Origin of the sequence: Bifidobacterium sp. ESL0732 (genome assembly GCF_029395535.1) — a bacterium.
Taxonomy (GTDB): domain Bacteria; phylum Actinomycetota; class Actinomycetes; order Actinomycetales; family Bifidobacteriaceae; genus Bifidobacterium.
Genome location: NZ_CP113920.1, coordinates 965,252 through 983,048 on the forward strand (window position 1 = coordinate 965,252; position 17,797 = coordinate 983,048).

Consider the following 17,797-nt stretch of genomic DNA (forward strand, 5'->3'; position numbering starts at 1 on the left):
ACGAGGTCAAGAAAGAACCCCGTCCACACGGTGGACCTTTTTTGGTTTTTGGATGTTCGATACAAAGCGAACCGATGGTGGTGAAGCTGGAGTGTCGGTTCGGATTGTAAAGCGGTTTGATATTTGGATTTTATTGAAAATCATTGTTGAAAGCTGGAAATAATGAAATCGACACTGTTGGGAATATACGAGAAGGCCTTGGATTCGAATCAGTCGTGGGATGGATTGTTCGCTCAAGTCAGAGAATTCGGATTCGATTTCATGGATATTTCAATAGACGAGAGTGAAAAGCGGATGTTGCGGCTTTATACGGATGCCGAAGATGTGCGTCGTATTCGCAGAGCGGCCGAAAGGGAAAATGTGCTGATAGGAGGGGTCTGCTTGTCGGCGCATCGTCGTTTCTCGTTAGGATCACCGATAAAGGAACATGAAGTCAAGGCCTGTGACCTGCTCTTCAGATCCATTGACTTTGCCAAAGAGGTAGGGGCTTCTGTGGTTCAGCTAGCGGGGTATTACACGTTTTATGATGCGCATGACGAATATTGCCGTCCACGTTTCATGAGGAATCTTGCCAAAGGCGTTCGCTACGCTGCGAAAAAGGGTGTTATGCTCGCCATTGAAAACGTGGATGGGCAGGATCTGACCGATTTGCACAGGATAACCGCGGTTCTTGACGAGATTGGTTCTCCGTGGTTGCAGGCATATCCCGATATCGGTAACTCATTTTATAACTCGTGTGATGTCGTTGACGATTTACGTGCCGCAGAAGGCAGGATTGTTGCTCTGCATGCCAAGGATGTATTACCCGGCAAAGCGCGAAAAGTGCCGTTCGGAAAAGGTATTGTCGACTTCGACAAGGCGTTTGCCGAGTTGAAAAGGCAGCATTGGTCCGGCAGAGTGATGATCGAGATGTGGAATGATGATGTAGACGTTGACGAGCAGTGCGTTCAGGCGAAGAGTTTCGTGGAGGAGAAACTCGACAGAGCAGGGTTATAGAGATCGTATGCAGGATTTTTGATTGTTCAGGAAGTCAAGGTTTCAGGTAGTGCAGTTTGCTTCGTTGCAATCGTATGCCTGTATGATTGTTGACCATGATTAAACGCATCGGATTAACCGGGGGCATTGCGGCAGGTAAAAGCACTGTGGCTGCACATCTAAAGGAGCGTGGAGCTTACCTTATTGATTACGACCAACTGGCCCGTGAGGTTGTCGAGCCGGGCAGCGAGGGAATCCATGAAATCGTTAGGGAATTCGGTCCAGATGCGACACAACCCGACGGTTCGTTGAACCGAAAGTGGATGGCTGCACACGTCTTTTCGTCTGGTGCGGCACCCGACGCCAGACAGAGGCTCGACGATATCGAACATCCACTGATTTATCGGCGTGCCAAGGATTTGGAACGTCAGGTTGCCACGGAAAAATCTTCTTCAACCCCTGTCGTTGTCCACGATGTGCCTCTGCTGGCTGAGGTTATCGACACCATTCCCTTCAGATTCGACCATATCCTTACTGTGGAGGCACCCGAGGAAACCCGTATCCAAAGGATGATGAAAACGCGTGGAATGAGCCGAGAGCAAGCCGAAGGCAGGATACGCCACCAGTCCAGCCGTAAACAGCGCGAAGCCATCGCCGATGTGGTCATCGACTCCACACAACCAATCGAACAAATGTTCGACCGTCTTGATATGCTGTTCGCACAATGGCGATGAATGAGGCCGAATCCGCCATAAAGTTAATTGTGGGAATACGGCCGCGAAGCCATGATTAAGTTGAGCTTTCGAAACGAAACCGAGCGAAGGCTTGCGTCTTTGTTGGCTGTCTTTGAATGAGTTGGGCTGGCGAAAGGAATCGAAACAGGCATGGGGTTCAATATCGAGCGTACGCATCATCCGTTTGTGGTGAAGGCACCATACAAGCCGTCCGGCGACCAGCCGGAGGCCATCGACGAGATTGCTCGACGCATCGAGAACGGTGAAAACGACGTGGTCCTGATGGGTGCCACTGGTACCGGCAAGACGGCAACCACGGCTTGGCTCATCGAGAAGCTGCAACGTCCCACGCTTATTTTGGAACCCAACAAGACCTTGGCCGCCCAGCTGTGTGCGGAGTTCCGTGAGCTGATGCCGGACAATGCCGTGAGCTACTTCGTCTCTTACTACGATTACTACCAGCCTGAAGCCTATATTCCCCAGACCGATACCTATATCGAAAAGGATTCGAACGTCAACGATGACGTGGAGCGTCTGCGCCACGCGGCGACAGCGAACCTGCTGACCCGCGACGACTGCGTGGTGGTGGCCACGGTCTCCTGCATCTATGGTTTGGGAACCCCGGAGGAATACGCCGGCCGCATGCTCTTTCTGCATGAGGGGGAGGAGATCAATCGTGATTCATTGTTGCGCAAGTTCGTCTCGATGCAATACAAGCGCAACGATATCGCCTTCACCCGCGGCACCTTCCGCGTGCGCGGCGACACCGTCGAGATCATCCCGGTCTACGAAGAGCTGGCCATCCGCATCGAGTTCTTCGGCGACGAGATCGACCGCATCTCTACGTTGCACCCTCTGACCGGCGACGTGATAGCCCACGAGTCGCAGGTTCACATCTTCCCGGCCTCGCACTATATCGCCGGCCCCGAGCGCACCGAACATGCGCTGAAGACCATCAAGGAGGAGCTGGTCGATCGCACCGCCGAGCTGCGCAAACAGGGCAAGGAGCTGGAGGCCCAACGTCTGGAGATGCGCACCAACTACGACCTCGAGATGATTCAGCAGGTCGGCTTCTGCTCAGGTATCGAGAACTATTCGCGTCATTTCGACGAGCGTGAGCCGGGTAGCCCGCCACACACCCTGCTTGATTTCTTCCCCGACGATTTCCTCTTGGTCATCGACGAATCGCATGTCACCGTCCCTCAGATCGGCGGCATGTACGAAGGCGACGCCAGCCGCAAGCGCACGTTGGTGGAGAATGGGTTCCGTCTGCCTTCCGCGATGGACAACAGGCCACTGAAATGGCCGGAGTTCCTCGAGCGTGTCGGTCAAACAGTCTATCTTTCCGCAACTCCTGGCGATTATGAGCTCGGACTTTCCGACGGTGTAGTGGAACAGGTCATCAGACCGACCGGTTTGCTTGACCCGAAGGTCATCGTACGTCCGGTCAAAGGTCAGATCGACGATCTGCTTGGCGAGATCAAGGATCGCGTCGCCAAGCACGAGCGTGTGCTCGTGACGACGCTGACCAAGAAGATGGCTGAGGACCTCACCGACTATCTCTTGGAGCGGGACATCAAGGTGGAATACCTGCATTCCGATGTCGACACGCTTCGCCGCGTCGAGCTGCTGCGGGAGCTGCGCGAAGGAAAGATCGACGTCATCGTCGGCATCAACTTGCTCCGTGAGGGCCTTGATTTACCTGAGGTGTCGTTGGTGGCGATTCTCGACGCCGACAAGGAAGGCTTCCTGCGCTCGCACCGTTCGCTCATCCAGACCATCGGCCGTGCCGCTCGTAACGTCTCCGGCACGGTGATCATGTACGCCGACGAGGTCACCGACGCGATGGAGACGGCCATAAGCGAGACCAACCGCCGCCGCGAAAAGCAGATTGCCTACAACAAGGAACACGGTATCGATCCCAAGCCGCTGGTCAAGAAGATCAGCGACGTCACCGACATGCTGGCCAAAGAAGACGTGGACACGGAAACGCTGCTGGCCGGCGGCTACCGCGACGAGAAGCGTGCCGGATCCAACAAGCGCATCGCCTTGACCAGCCTCGACGAGGCCGACCTGCAGAAGCACCACGACGACATCATCAACGCCGGCCTGCCTGCTCAAGATCTGGCCGACCTGATCCGCCAGATGAGTGACCAGATGCACACCGCCGCCGAGCAGCTCCAGTTCGAGCTCGCCGCCCGTCTGCGCGACGAAATTCGGGACCTCAAGAAGGAACTCCGCCAGATCACCGAGGCTCAGAAATAACTTCAGCGGATGAGCCGCCCTGTCATTTTGCTGTATGTTTGCTGATTCGTGACGACAGTTTGCGTAGGATGTGCTTTCGTGCGGAAAGTGCATCCCTGAAAGCGAAGTCTTGCATATTCTGTAACGATACAATTTAGACAATTCGTATTCAAAAATAACTCTTTTTTGGCAAATAAAAGCAGACACACCTATTTTTCTTGTTTGATAAATTATTCTGTCATAATATAATTTATCATTGTCTGTTTCTGTCTGTGTCCAAGGAAGGATACTTCAAGTGATATCCCTGATGGCGTCTGTTGCAGGGCGGCAAACAGACTGAAAAATGAGAAATATAAGGGAGAAAAGCAAATATGATAGGTTTCCTGAAAATTCAGCATAAACCCCCGGTCCCTGCCGAAAAAGCAGAGTCGGTGTTCGCCAGATACAAGTGGATGTCTTTGGTGGGCGTTTTCGTCGGCTATGCCGCGTTCTATATCGTGCGCAACAACTTCACGCTCTCGACCCCCGAACTTCAAGGGCAGCTGCATCTGACCAAGGGTCAGGTCGGCATGCTCTCCAGCTGTCTACTGATTTCATATGGTTTAGGCAAGGGATTCATGAGCGCTTTGGCTGATAAGGCCAACCCGAAGCGTTTCATGGTGACCGGTTTGGTCATCTGCGCTCTCCTCAACATCGGTTTGGCGTTCTTCGGAGTCAATGTATGGGCGACCGCGTTCATTCTCATTCTTCTGGGCTTGTTCCAAGGCATGGGTGTCGGGCCTGCGTTCATTACGCTGTCTACATGGTTCAAGAAGAAGGACCGCGGTTTCATCACCTCGATCTGGAACTGCTCCCACAATATCGGCGGCGGCCTGGTCTCGCCGTTGGCTGGCTTTATGCTGGGTGTCGTGGGAACCGGTAGCTGGCGTTTTGCCTACTACGTCTTTCCCGCCATCATCGCAATCATCATTGCGGTCGTAATCTGGTTCCTCATCAAGGGCCGTCCTGAGGAAGAGGGCCTTCAGCCTCTTGAGGAGACCAAGGAAGAGCAGGGCGACGTGGATTACAAGGACCTTTCGTCCTGGCAGATTCTCACCAAATATGTCTTCACGAATCCCGGCGCCTGGCTCGTTTCCTTCATGGATACCTTTGTCTACATGATCCGCTTCGGCATCCTCACCTGGATCCCGATCTTCCTCACCCAGGCAAAGGGCTTTAGCCACGGCCAGATGATGGTGGCGTTCACCTTCTTCGAGTGGGCCGCCATCCCGTCGACGCTGCTCGCCGGCATCATCTCCGACAAGCTCTTCAAGGGCCACCGCATGCCGCCGGCCATCATCGCCCTGGTGATCATCGTCTTCTGCATCATCGGCTACTGGACCAGCTCCTCGGTCGTCGCGGTCACCGTGTTCGCCGCCCTCGCCGGCTGCCTGGTCTACATCCCGCAGTTCCTTGACTCCGTGCAGACCATGGAGGTCGTGCCGCCGTTCGCCGTCGGCTCCACCGTCGGCCTGCGTGGCTTCATGAGCTACGTCCTCGGCTCCACCTGCGGCACCAGCCTCCTCGGCGTCGCCGTCGACCACTACGGCTGGAACGCCGGCTTGATCATGCTTCTGATCGCCGTGGTACTCTGCACCATCTGCGCCATCTTCCTCCACATCTTCACCTTGAAGAAGGAGAAGGCTACCAAGCAGGCCGCCTGATAGTCATTCGTCTGTAGAGTGAAGCTGTCTGTAATATTAAGGCATCCTCAAAAAGAGATTCGTTTCATCTTTTTTCAGGATGCCTTTCTGTTTCATTCGTTTACAGCATTACCGCTTTATCAAACGGAAAGCCGGGTTCAGTCTTGTCGGACGATGTTCATTCGGTCATCGCCCTCCCGTAGGGTGGAAACATGGCCGAAACACCCCTTGCGTTTATGATTGCCACATACGTGGTGCTTGCGATTTTCTTCGTCGTCGACTTGTTCGTGATTGGGCGCAGGCCACATGTGCCTTCCACCAAGGAATGCGTGCAGCACATCGCGTTCTTCGTCGTGGCGGCGCTCATTTTTGGCGGTTTGGTCTGGTGGGTATCCGGTTCGCAACCGGCGCTGGAGTTCTATTCTGGCTGGCTCACCGAATATTCGCTCAGCATCGACAACCTTTTCGTCTTCGTCATTATCATGACGAATTTCGCAGTCCCCAAGAAACTGCAAAAATATGTGTTGAGCATCGGCATTACCATCGCCTTGATTTTGCGAGGCCTCTTCATTCTGGTCGGTGCGGCTGTCATCCAACGCTTCACATGGGTCTTCTTCATATTCGGCGCATTCCTGATCTATACCGCCGTGAAACTGGTGGCCGGCGATGACGACGATGAGGAATACCACGAAAACGCCATCATCCGAGCACTGCGTAAAGTGGTGAAGATCACGGACCATTATGATGGCGAAAAGCTACGCACCACCATCGACGGCAAGAAGTTCTTCACCCCGATGCTCATCGTCTTCCTCACTATCGGCACCACCGACGTGATGTTCGCTTTCGATTCGATTCCCGCCATTTTCGGACTTACCAAAGACCCGTTCATCGTCTTCACTTCCAACATCTTCGCGCTTCTTGGCCTCCAGCAGCTTTACTTCCTGCTTGGAGCGTTGCTCGACAAGCTGGAGTATCTGCCTTACGGCTTGGCAGTAGTGCTTGGCTTCATTGGTGTCAAGCTGGTGATGGAGGCGTTGCATGGCAATTCTCTTCCGTTCATCAACGGAGGACGGCCGATTACGCAGGTGCCGGAGATACCGACGTGGATATCGCTCGCCGTCATTATCGTCGCCATCGGCACGGCGGCCTTGGCCAGTGTCATTAAGATGAAAGCGGATGCCGCCAAGACAAGCAAGTGATGGCCGATTGGCATATGTGAACGCTCACATAAAAGTCGGCGTAACGGCCACCGATACCTGTGAATGCTAGTAGACTTGTTGTATGTTGCGGGTCGATTCCCGCCAAACAACATGTCAGTAAAGAATAGGCAGGTATTCATGAGGAAAGCAAAAATCGTAGACACCATCGGACCGGCGAGCGAATCGCTGGAGAACTTGACCGAGCTGGTCAAGAACGGTATGGATGTCGCACGTCTCAATCGTTCGCACGGCACTACCGAAGACCATCTGAAGGTCTACAACAACGTCCGTCAGGCTTCCAAGACCACGGGCCGCAACGTCGCCGCTCTGGTTGATCTGCAGGGCCCAAAGATTCGTTGCGGTTGGTTCAAGAAGAACGCCGAGGGCGAAGACAAGGTCCAGCTCAAGGCCGGACAGGAATTCATCATCACCACCGACGACGTCGAGGGTGACGAGCACATCACTTCCACCACTTTCAAGGGTCTTCCCGGCGATTGCCATCCCGGCGATCCGATCCTCATCGACGACGGCAAGGTTCGTCTCGAGGTCACCAAGGTCGAAGGCAACAACGTACACACCAAGGTCGTCGTAGCAGGACCGGTTTCCAGCCACAAGGGCATCAACCTGCCGGGCGTGGCCGTGAGCCTCCCGGCCCTGACCGAGAAGGATGAGGCCGACCTGCGTTGGGCCATCCAGACCGGCGCCGACATCATCGCCATGTCCTTCGTGCGTTTCGCCACCGACATCGACCGCGCCCACGAGATCATGGACGAGGAAGGCCGTCGAATCCCAATCGTTGCCAAGATCGAGAAGCCGCAGGCTGTGGAGAATCTCGAAGATATTGTCAAGGCCTTCGACGGCATCATGGTTGCCCGCGGCGACATGGCCGTCGAAATGCCATTCGAGCAGGTCCCGCTGGTCACCAAGCGCTGCATCGAGCTGGCCCGCGAATACGCCAAGCCCGTCATCGTCGCTACCGAGGTTCTTGGCTCCATGGTCAATTCCCCGATTCCGTCCCGCGCCGAGGCTTCCGATTGCGCCAACGCTGTCCTCGACGGTGCCGATGCGACCATGACCTCCAACGAGACCGCCGTCGGCAAGTATCCGGCACAGACCGTCAACACGATGGCCCGCATCTCCGGCTACGCCACCGAACATGGCTTCGACCGTATTCCTTCCATCTCCAACCTCGACATGTCGAGCACCGGTGCCGTTTCCTCTGCTGCCGTCGATCTGGCCGACAAGATCAATGCCAAGGCCATCGTGGCCTACACGCAGACCGGTTCCACGGTGCACCGCGTTTCCCGCGAACGTCCGGCTGCCCCGATCTACGGCATCACCAACAACGAGCACACCTATCACTGGCTGGCTCTGAGCTGGGGCACCGAAGGCTTCTGCGTCAAAGAGGATTACCACGACATGAACCGTCATCAGCTGATGATCTTCACTGACAAGCTGCTTCGCGACGCCGGCAAGGTCGTCAACGGAGACAAGATCGTCGTGCTGAGTTCCGCTCAAGGCGAGCATAAGGCCGGTCGCACCGACTCGCTCTATGTCCACACCGTGGGTGCCTGCGACGCTGACTGAAGTGTCGAAAGAGACTTCCGGCGCGGTATAGCCGTTAGCTGAAAGCCTGCTTTTAGAAAACAATCTTTGGCTCTGCAAGACAACAACACTTGCAGGGCCAAAGATTGTTTCATGACTTGCGGAGCTCAATGTGTAGAACGAGCGAGAAGACACGCAGATGACGAAATCGACACTCCTACGTCTCTTGATTATGCTATTTTTAAATGGTTGCAATTTGAGCATTGCGGACAGATACAAGCCCTTGTATCCCAATTGGTAGAGGAAACAGCCTCAAAATCTGTGCAGTGTGGGTTCGAGTCCCACCAAGGGCACGTTGAGTGTGTTTATCACTTTTGAATGATTGATATATCATAGTATCAATATCCTTATGTACTCGACATTTGTCGTAAGAGACTGAGAAGGCGCGAAGACAACGAGTGCGGAAGTATATACAGAAATGGATGATGATATGGATCAGATACTGACTGACGAGGAACTGAAAGCTGCAGCGACCGATGACATTGAGTCCGTCGTTGATGAGACCAAGACGGAAAAGGCCGAGGATGAAGACAAGCCGCGTCAGCGCACCGTCGTCGTGGCCGAGGACGAATCCGTGAACCGTATGGATTTGGTAGCCATGCTTGAAGACAATGGCTACAAAGTCGTTGGTGAAGCTGCCAATGGTGAGGAAGCCATCGAACTTACCCGTAAATTCCGCCCGGATGTGGTGTGCATGGATGTCAAGATGCCACGCATGGATGGTATTACCGCTGCCGGCACGATTTGCGACGAGAATATCGCCCCTGTCGTCATGCTCACTGCTTATTCCCAGCCCGATTTGGTTAAGCAGGCCACCGGTGCTGGCGCCATGGCCTACGTCACCAAGCCATATGAGGAATCCAAGCTGCTGCCGGCGCTGGAAGTGGCCATGGGGCGTTTCGCCGAGATCAACGATTTGCTTGATACCGTCGAAGCGAATGAAGGCAAACTCAAACAGACCGAATCGCAGCTCAAGGAAGCCGAAGAAAAGCTCAAGAAGGCCGAAGATACACTTGAGGAGCGCAAGCTCGTAGATCGCGCCAAGGGCCTGCTGATGGACAAGGCGGACTTCTCCGAGCAGGGCGCCTTTCGCTGGATTCAGAAGACTTCCATGGATCAACGTATCCCCAAGAAGCGCCTGGCTATGGCCATCATCGCCAAGTACGGCGATCCGAAGCCGGAACCTCAGCAGCGCTGAGCCTGACCACGAAATTTATGAATTCGCCTGTCGATTCGCCTATGAATCGGCAGGCGATATTTGTATAGTGGAAACCATACGGCTTACGAAACGAAGTTGCAAGGAATGACGATCTTATGAGCGATAGCGATAGCAAGCAGAAAGCGGATGATACTTTGAAAACAAAAGACGCTGCGAAGACGGAGACTATCCCGACGGCGGACGATGTCACGAAATCCACGAGCAGCAAAAAATCGAACGGTACACTTTTGGTGGTTGACGGCCATTCCTTGGCCTTCCGCGCCTATTTCGCTTTGCCAGTCGAAAGTTTCTCCACTTCCACCGGACAGCCGACCAACGCCGTGTGGGGATTTTCAACCATGCTCGCGCAGGTGCTCGATAATGAGAAGCCCGATCATCTCGCCGTCGCTTTCGACATGGCCGGCGGCACGTTCCGCAATAAGATGCTACCGCAATACAAAGGCACTCGAGATGCGGCCCCCGAGGAGCTGCTGAGCCAGCTACCAATCATCCAGGATCTGCTCAAGGCTCTTGGCGTCAAGTACGTGGAAAAGAAAGGCTACGAAGGCGATGACATCATCGGCACCATGGCCTCGATGGGCGAGGACGCCGGTTACAGAACGCTCGTGCTTTCTGGCGACCGTGATGCTTTCCAACTGATTGACGACGATATCACCGTGCTCTACCCGGGTCACCACTTCAAGGACTTGAAGCACATGACCCCGGACGCCATCGTCGAAAAATACCACGTCACTCCGCAGCAATATCCGGATCTTGCGGCCATGCGCGGCGAGACCGCGGACAATATCCCCGGCGTTCCGGGCGTCGGAGACGGGTATGCGGCCAAGTGGATCAACCAGTACGGCGGACTTAAAGGCATCATCGAACACGCCGATGAACTGCCCGGCAAGAAGGGACAGGCGCTGCGCGACAACATCGACCAGGTCAAGCTTAACAGGCGTGTCAACGCCGTCCTGCGCGACCTCGATCTCGGTGCCACTATCGACGACTTCACGCTTGGCGGCATGGATATGGATAAAGTCAACGAGATCTTTTCCAAACTCCAATTCAGCAACCGGTCGAAGAACAAGATCGTCAAGTCCTTCAACGGTGGAGTCATGCCCGGGGACACGGATTCGGACGCTGCGGTGAGTGCGACCGATACCGACGATAAGGAGCCTATTGTCAAAGAGCCGCATGTCACTGGAATCGGCAACGCTGAGGAACTCAAGAGCTGGGTTGAGAAGCATATCGTTTCCGCATTCCCCGAAGCCCACGTCGATAAGGCTTCTTCCGGCGAATCCAGCGAGAGTAGCGGAGGAAATGGACATGGTCAGACAACCATTCTCGCTGAGGAGAAAACCGACGAACAGGCCATCATCGACGGTGCCAAAGGCCCGGAACTGGTCGACCGGGAGAAGTGCTGTTCCAAGCAGGTAAACCATTCGTGGGTTCTTTACGCAACCGGACGTTCCAAGCCGGGAAATGCGAAACTTGAAGCCGTGGCGTTGTTGGCCGATAATGAGGCCGCCGTGTTTGACAGTGACAGCTTCGATGACGCTATGCGTAATGAGCTGCAGCAGCTTATCGACCGATTCCATACCTCGATGGTGGTGCATGGGTACAAGGAGCACCTGCACGTGCTGGCTTCGGCCGGTGTGAAGATGCGACGTCCGTTGTTTGACACCAAACTTGCCGGTTATCTGGTTCAACCTGATTTCCATGCCGAAACGCTTGAAAAGGCCGCCGAACATTTTCTTGGGTTGGAAATTGAGGACAGCAAGCCCAAACAGACTCAAGGCGAGCTTGATTTGGGAGGCGAAGACGGTTCTAGCAACGACGGCGACGCTTCCAAAGAAGCTCAACAAGAAGCCGTGAAGGATACCGCCATCGTGCGGGCGCTTGCAGACTTCCTCAAGACGCCGATTGATCAGCGTAAGCAATATGGTCTGTTGCGTTCCATTGAGCTGCCGGTATCCCAAGTGCTTTACGGCATTGAGGACGCTGGCGCAAAGGTCGATTTGGGACGTTTGCATGAGTTGCTCGACGGGTTTACGGCCGATGCCGACCAGGCCCAGCAGATCGCGTTCGAAGCTGCGGGCCATGAGCTCAACTTGCAGAGCCCGAAGCAGCTGCAAACGGTCTTGTTTGACGAAATGGGTCTCACGCCTTCGCGAAAGACCAAGTCCGGCTCATATACTACTAACGCGGCGACGCTGCAGAACCTGTATGTCAAATATGCCGAAGACGAGAAAGCCAGTAATTTCCTTGGAGCATTGCTGCGGCACCGCGAGACCAATAAGTTGAAACAGATTGCGCAGACGCTGCTGGAAGCCGTTAATTCCAAAGACGGCAGGATCCACACGACCTTCGAGCAGACCGTTGCGGCTACCGGACGTCTGAGCTCGGTTGATCCGAATCTGCAGAACATCCCTAACCGCAACGCCACCGGCCGCGAAATCCGTTCGGCGTTCGTGCCGGGCGAGGGTTTTGAATCATTGTTGAGCTGCGATTATTCGCAGGTCGAGCTGCGCATCATGGCCGACCTCTCCGGCGACGAATCGCTGATCGAGGCGTTCAAGTCGGGTGCAGACTTCCATCGGTATGTGGCCAGTCTTGTGTATGACATTCCGATGGATGAGATCACTTCCGACCAGCGCAGCCACGTCAAGGCGATGAGCTACGGGTTGGCCTATGGGCTCAGCACTTACGGTCTTTCGCAACAGCTCAAGATTAGCCCGGCTGAAGCCGATGTGCTGAAATCCAAGTATTTCGCCACCTTCGGTAAGGTACACGACTATCTGGAATCGCTTGTCGCCACTGCTCGTGAGAAAGGCTATACGGAGACGATGTTTGGGCGCCGTCGTTATTTTCCAGGGCTTAAGTCATCGCGTCGTCAGGTGCGAGACGCCGCCGAACGTGGGGCACTCAACGCACCGATTCAGGGTTCAGCTGCCGACATCATGAAGATTGCCATGATTCGCGCCGATTATGCGCTTCGTGAGGCCGGGGTCAAAAGCCGTGTGATTCTGCAGATTCACGACGAACTCGTGCTGGAAGTCGCGCCGGGGGAGAGCGAGCAGGTCAGCGATTTGGTGCGCAACGCCATGGAGCACGCCGTCGACCTGGCCGTGCCGCTGGACGTCTCCATCGGCATCGGCTCTGACTGGCAAGCCGCTGCGCACTGATGGTTGTACCTGCTGTCGATATGTTTGGAACGAAACTGCCGTAAACGCTAAAACAAGGTAAAGAGGAAATATGACTGGTCAGGTAAAGCCGAAACTTTCGCAGGTGGTGGGAGTGCTGGAGCAGCTATACCCGCTCAGGTATGCCGAGGATTGGGACTTTCCGGGGCTGATTGTCGGGGATTTGAATGATACCGTCTGCAAGATCGTCTTCGCCGCCGACCCGACCATGGCCGTGGTCGACAAGGCGATTGCGATGGGTGCCGATTTGCTCATCTGCCATCATCCTCTGTTCTTCCGCGCAGTACACGAGGTTTCTGGACTTGGAGTACATGGAGCCATCGCAGGAAAGCTGTATCGTGCGCACTGCGGGCTGTGGGTCGGGCACACCAATGCCGATGTCGCCTATCGTGGGGTCGCCCAGGCTGCGGCCGATGCGTTTGGTTTGCAAGACCAGACGCCACTGGTACCGGCAGGAGAGGAAAACGGCCATGCCGTTGGGCTGGGACGTGTGGGTATGTTGGCTGAGCCGATGACATTGCGTGCGTTTGCCGAACGTGTCGCGGCGGAAGTGCCGAAAACGAATTACGGCATTCAGGTTGCGGGTGATTTGGACGCAGACATCCGAAAAATCGCTGTGCTGCCAGGGTCGGGGGATTCCGATTTCGACGAAGTGCGGGAAAGCGGCGCCGATGTCTACGTGACCAGCGATCTGCGCCATCATCCGGCCACGGACGCGCTGCAGCAGGCCTGGTATGAAGCGACGCTCAACCATTCCACCATGAAGCCAGCGCTTATCAACACACCGCATTCGGCCATCGAGTCGATGTGGTTCAGGTATGCGCTTGACGATATTGCGGACGGTGTGGAGAAAGCCACCGGTTTCCGGCCTGAGACGGAACGTGTCGGCATCGTCACGGATCCGTGGCAATTGGTGCTTGGGCGAGACTAGTCATCAGATATCTGTTGGGTTATACCATGCGGATGGGTTTATCCAGGCTGACTTTTGCTTATATGTTTTTGTTCTACGTTAATAAAAATTAGCTGATATTAATATATTCGTGTGTCGAGGTTTATGTCTGTCAAAAGTTTTGATGGGGAAGTTGGGAAGAATGATGGATACAGAAACGACAGAATCTATCCGCAAGCGAGTCAATAAGCGTTTGCAGGACTCGAGCGACGGCGTTGACATGGAGGCGCCAATCCGGTTGCTTTCCAGCGAAACCGTCTACCGTGGGGCCATTTTCCATATTGATGACCGCAAGCTGGCGCTCGCGAAAACCGATGGCGCGGAAGTGCCGGTTCGGCGGCAGATTCTGGTCCATCCGCAGGCCGTGGTGATGCTCGTTCACGATGAAGTTCAGGACAAGTATCTGCTGGAACGCGAATATCGTGTCGGACCAAACAAGTTTACGTACGGTTTTCCAGCCGGTCTTATGGAAGACGGAGAAAAGCCCGAAGTCTCGGCATTGCGCGAGCTGCGAGAGGAAACGGGAGTTGTGCCAAAAGATGAGCAATCCGTTCATATCGAACATGTCGGCGACTTCTATTCCTCTGGTGGCATGACCAACGAACTGGCGCATATTTTCGTTATTCATCTGTCAGCGTGGAAGCAAGGGCCGCGTCATTTCGACAAGGATGAACATGTGCAGTCCACGTGGGTGACGTGGGAAGAGCTGACCGGTATCGGTATTCAGGCCGCGGATTCCACCATCGCCATCCAGCATGAGGAGATTCGACGTTTGCGCGATGAATTGGCAGCAAGGAAGTGACGTTTATTGCGTAGCCGCAATGCGTGAATGCATGCGACGATTCTTGTCGACTGAAGAAGGAATCGTGTCGGCGATATTGGCCGTGGTCAAGTCTGTCGAAGTCTCTTCTTGGTCAATATGCAGAACCTGCTCGGCGATACGATCGGCCTCGATGGCCGCTATCTGACGCGAGAACATGATGAACCAGCCAAGAAAAACGAGGCCGGCCAGCGCCTCGACGTTGGTCATCGTATTGGCGCCCATCATCCATTGCACGAGCACTACTCCGCACACCGCGATGGCGAGATAACCGGCTAAGTAGATGGCGATGGAAAGCTGCGGTGCAAGCCAGGGAAGCGCAATCAGAAGCAGGCCCATGACGACGACGATGCCGCGGGCGAAGACGTTGTGAAGGATGGGATGCGGCGTGTAGCGGAACGTACCGATACCGATGAAAGCGATGCCGGAGAAGGCGAGCATGATCGACAGGCAGATGAGACGTGCTTTGTAGTGTTTGATACGGCTGGAACGCAGCGGTCCTTGCTCCTGGTGCCATTCGCGGCGCTGGCGGTACGAAGTCACGAGTTCGGATATGGCGAAGTAGCTGACGATGATGATGCAGACGCCGGAGAGTATCAGCGTCGAGTTGAACATGTGTGCGGCGAAGGTGGTGCGGTCACCAAGCTGCGAGAAATTGTTGGTGTACCAGTTCGGATCGTCTGTGGTCAGACCCGCGACGCTGACGCCGGCTACAACAAAAAGCGGCAATAGTCCGGCCAGTGTTTTGGCATCCATCAACTCAGCCTGCACGAAGGTGACGTACCCGGCGACGCCTGCAAAGCCAGCACACAGGGGAATGATGTATTCAAGGAACATCGTGCCCATCAGGTTGCTGGCCATGCTGAGGATGGCGAACGAGGTGAGGAACAGCGTGGAGGCGTAGACCGTCGCGAGGGCCAGAATTTCGACCAAGCGGCGCAGAATTTCAATCCAGCGGTTGTGGGTATTCAGTGAGCTAGAGCGTCGCGCATAGCCGAAAATGAAGGAAATGGTACCGCATGCGGCGATGATGATGGAGGCGATGACGAACTGGCGGCGGCTGATCATCCACGCGGCCGGCAGCAGCGAGACGCACAGTTCCATGACGCTCGCCCCCGCGATTGCGCAGATGATGAAGGAGACGAGCCCCGAGGTCTCCGTGCGCTGATGCAGTCCCATTGTTATTCGTTACCCTTCGTGTTTCGGACGTGTGCAGGTTTGTCAGCTTGCTACCGGTTGATGCTAATCCAATATGTGTTACGTTTGGCCGTATAATTGTTATCTGTTTTCCCGAACGATTCCGTTAGTCGTATTTGGTGGTTAACTTCCCGACTTCGCCATCCCTGTAAATTTCGTATTTGCTTATTGTTTTTGCTACTGCCTATCTTAGCGAGTCGCATGGCCGGGGTTGCGCTATACTTATTACTTGTGTTTTGTTTTGCTGGCACATCGGGATGTAGCGCAGTTTGGTAGCGCGCCTGCTTTGGGAGCAGGATGTCGCAGGTTCAAATCCTGTCATCCCGACTGAAATCGTTGAAATTTCAACGTTTCTTGGTGTTTTGCTTTCAGCTGTTTTTTGTGTCTAGACACGATTCAGACACGATGACTTTCATCTTCAGTATCTCTATAACTTATAGAATCGTGAATATTCCTATTCACTTTTCGTGTTAACACACACTTTGTCATGGCCAGTGGGATGATGGCTGGAGGTTCAGAGATGTCTACGTGACGGTCTGGGTGAAATCGTGATCCGGCTGCGGCGGTTCACGAAAACTGGTTCGTACGTACCTATAACGATTGGAAGGAGACCCCATATGCCCGATATTCTCAGAAACCCAACTCCAATCGCGAAAATATACGAAACTTTAAGCGCAGTGGCGGATGGTCGCGTGGAATTGTGCGCAGCGGAGTCGAAGGCTATCGTTACTTCATCGGCTCGCACGAAACGTTATACGGTGATGATTTCCGAGCGACTGTATACCTCCAACGACAACGCGACGTACTGGCAACATTATGCCGGATATCCTATCATTGCGGTGCTCATCGAGCAGGGAAGGATTAGTCTTCCGCCGGATTCCCGACCTCTATTGGAGCATTTCAAAAACATCAATTGGAAGCGACTGAATACCGACAACAAAAACCACTACGATCAGGCCGTCTCCCAGTTTCTGTTCTCGACCGGCCATGCGGATGAAATCGAGAAGCTAGTCCGCAACATCTACGAGCAGGCCAACGGCCTCCCATTCGCGGTCAAGGGCAACCGCAAACCAATCATCAAGGTACCGGAAGAAAAGAAATGAAACCCGGTGCATGAGACAGGGTGTGAGGGCGGAAAACATGCGATACAGGCAACCACCAGAACACATTTTTTGCTGAAATCTCTGTTATTCTGATTTTTGATATCGGAAACGTTGTTGGGATCAATTACGAGATGTTTCTTATTCCAATTATGACAATCTATTCGAGTTTTTGTTTTGCTACCTTGCAAGCTAACTGCCGATCTTGCCGGAATGATGTGGCGACTTTTCGTATTGTCTTATGATCTTTTCAAGATTTTGGCCAAAAATAAATTGTCATGGGTGTCCTTCCGAGTCAGAACCAATGAGATGCCGTATTCCTCGATACGATAGATGAGAAGGCAATCGCTTTCGATGTACAGCTCTCGGTAGCCCAACCAGTTCCCTTTGAGTGTGTGGTCACGGTATTCTGTATCGAGCTTTGTCCGATTTTCGCTCATGACTGCGTCGACTGCAGCCCACCTTACCCATCTCGCGATGTTCCTTTTTCAGGGTTCGATAGTCTTTTCCCAAGCAGGTATTGAGTGGGTATTCTTAAGCATCGAGGAAATTCCTCATTTCCTGAACGCTTGAGAAAGTGTGCCCTTCGCTGGCTTCCACTTGATATCGTGCCTCAGCGTTTTCCTGCTCGATTTGTGCTTGACGAAGCTTCTCTCGTAGTCATGTCGATCGACGATGACATAAATGGGCTCATTATTGCACAACACGGTAACGGGCTGACCATCCTTGACTCGCGCGAAAGTTTTGCTTGTACGCCCGCGGTTGAACGTGCTTGATAGGAGCCATCGTGTCCAAAGGTATGTCAATACTCATTTCATTCTTTATCTGCATCAAAATTTACATGTATATCGTTTTTGTATATCAGAAAAGCAATTCTATTGTTAGTGT

The 17,797-nt window shown here is 54.0% G+C and carries 12 protein-coding genes and 2 tRNA genes; 13 read left to right on the plus strand and 1 reads right to left on the minus strand.

Features of this window, described 5'->3' with window-relative positions:
• The first annotated feature begins 162 nt into the window (after positions 1-162).
• From OZX70_RS03655 to OZX70_RS03705, 11 genes are all read left to right on the plus strand, one after another.
• On the plus strand, positions 163-996 hold the full coding sequence (locus OZX70_RS03655; protein ID WP_277181871.1) for an L-ribulose-5-phosphate 3-epimerase: 834 nt from the start codon (positions 163-165) through the stop codon (positions 994-996).
• 95 nt (positions 997-1,091) lie between these two features.
• Positions 1,092-1,709, plus strand: a complete 618-nt coding sequence (gene coaE, locus OZX70_RS03660) for a dephospho-CoA kinase (RefSeq protein ID WP_277181872.1) — start codon at positions 1,092-1,094, stop codon at positions 1,707-1,709.
• Between the two features lie 150 nt (positions 1,710-1,859).
• On the plus strand, positions 1,860-3,974 hold the full coding sequence (gene uvrB, locus OZX70_RS03665; protein WP_277181873.1) for an excinuclease ABC subunit UvrB: 2,115 nt from the start codon (positions 1,860-1,862) through the stop codon (positions 3,972-3,974).
• Between the two features lie 410 nt (positions 3,975-4,384).
• Positions 4,385-5,656 carry an MFS transporter gene (locus tag OZX70_RS03670; RefSeq protein WP_277181874.1) on the plus strand — a complete coding sequence of 424 codons (1,272 nt, stop codon included), beginning with the start codon at positions 4,385-4,387 and terminating at the stop codon, positions 5,654-5,656.
• A gap of 191 nt (positions 5,657-5,847) precedes the next feature.
• Positions 5,848-6,834: a TerC family protein gene (locus OZX70_RS03675; protein ID WP_277181875.1), complete on the plus strand. Its 987-nt coding sequence runs from the start codon at positions 5,848-5,850 to the stop codon at positions 6,832-6,834.
• A gap of 138 nt (positions 6,835-6,972) precedes the next feature.
• Complete coding sequence (gene pyk, locus OZX70_RS03680) at positions 6,973-8,421, plus strand: pyruvate kinase (RefSeq protein WP_277181876.1); 1,449 nt, start codon at positions 6,973-6,975, stop codon at positions 8,419-8,421.
• 237 nt (positions 8,422-8,658) lie between these two features.
• A tRNA-Leu gene (locus OZX70_RS03685) sits at positions 8,659-8,732 on the plus strand.
• A gap of 125 nt (positions 8,733-8,857) precedes the next feature.
• Positions 8,858-9,637: a response regulator gene (locus OZX70_RS03690; protein ID WP_277181877.1), complete on the plus strand. Its 780-nt coding sequence runs from the start codon at positions 8,858-8,860 to the stop codon at positions 9,635-9,637.
• 116 nt (positions 9,638-9,753) lie between these two features.
• On the plus strand, positions 9,754-12,825 hold the full coding sequence (gene polA / locus OZX70_RS03695) for a DNA polymerase I (protein ID WP_277181878.1): 3,072 nt from the start codon (positions 9,754-9,756) through the stop codon (positions 12,823-12,825).
• A 70-nt stretch (positions 12,826-12,895) separates the two neighbouring features.
• The gene (locus OZX70_RS03700; protein ID WP_277181879.1) at positions 12,896-13,774 is read left to right on the plus strand and encodes a Nif3-like dinuclear metal center hexameric protein; all 879 of its coding nucleotides are present in this window, start codon (positions 12,896-12,898) and stop codon (positions 13,772-13,774) included.
• Positions 13,775-13,937: 163 nt separating this feature from the next.
• Entirely contained in the window at positions 13,938-14,594 is a 657-nt protein-coding gene (locus OZX70_RS03705; protein ID WP_277182095.1) for an NUDIX hydrolase, read from the plus strand.
• Positions 14,595-14,597: 3 nt separating this feature from the next.
• On the opposite strand, the gene OZX70_RS03710 is transcribed toward OZX70_RS03705, so the two are convergent.
• On the minus strand, positions 14,598-15,791 hold the full coding sequence (locus OZX70_RS03710) for an ABC transporter permease (protein WP_277181880.1): 1,194 nt from the start codon (positions 15,789-15,791) through the stop codon (positions 14,598-14,600).
• A gap of 271 nt (positions 15,792-16,062) precedes the next feature.
• Between OZX70_RS03710 and OZX70_RS03715 the strand changes: the two genes are divergently transcribed.
• Together OZX70_RS03715 and OZX70_RS03720 are read left to right on the plus strand one after the other, a co-directional pair.
• Positions 16,063-16,136, plus strand: a tRNA-Pro gene (locus OZX70_RS03715).
• Positions 16,137-16,426: 290 nt separating this feature from the next.
• Entirely contained in the window at positions 16,427-16,912 is a 486-nt protein-coding gene (locus tag OZX70_RS03720; RefSeq protein ID WP_277181881.1) for a hypothetical protein, read from the plus strand.
• Positions 16,913-17,797 lie beyond the last annotated feature (885 nt).

What these genes read in the sequence shown, in the direction of transcription:
- OZX70_RS03720 (WP_277181881.1), top strand. Translation starts at nt 16,427, where the DNA reads ATGCCCGATATTCTCAGAAACCCAACTCCAATCGCGAAAATATACGAA.
- OZX70_RS03705 (WP_277182095.1), top strand. Translation starts at nt 13,938, where the DNA reads ATGGATACAGAAACGACAGAATCTATCCGCAAGCGAGTCAATAAGCGT.
- OZX70_RS03655 (WP_277181871.1), top strand. Translation starts at nt 163, where the DNA reads ATGAAATCGACACTGTTGGGAATATACGAGAAGGCCTTGGATTCGAAT.
- OZX70_RS03690 (WP_277181877.1), top strand. Translation starts at nt 8,858, where the DNA reads ATGGATGATGATATGGATCAGATACTGACTGACGAGGAACTGAAAGCT.
- coaE (WP_277181872.1), top strand. Translation starts at nt 1,092, where the DNA reads ATGATTAAACGCATCGGATTAACCGGGGGCATTGCGGCAGGTAAAAGC.
- OZX70_RS03700 (WP_277181879.1), top strand. Translation starts at nt 12,896, where the DNA reads ATGACTGGTCAGGTAAAGCCGAAACTTTCGCAGGTGGTGGGAGTGCTG.
- polA (WP_277181878.1), top strand. Translation starts at nt 9,754, where the DNA reads ATGAGCGATAGCGATAGCAAGCAGAAAGCGGATGATACTTTGAAAACA.
- OZX70_RS03710 (WP_277181880.1), bottom strand. Translation starts at nt 15,791, where the DNA reads ATGGGACTGCATCAGCGCACGGAGACCTCGGGGCTCGTCTCCTTCATC.
- uvrB (WP_277181873.1), top strand. Translation starts at nt 1,860, where the DNA reads ATGGGGTTCAATATCGAGCGTACGCATCATCCGTTTGTGGTGAAGGCA.
- OZX70_RS03675 (WP_277181875.1), top strand. Translation starts at nt 5,848, where the DNA reads ATGGCCGAAACACCCCTTGCGTTTATGATTGCCACATACGTGGTGCTT.
- pyk (WP_277181876.1), top strand. Translation starts at nt 6,973, where the DNA reads ATGAGGAAAGCAAAAATCGTAGACACCATCGGACCGGCGAGCGAATCG.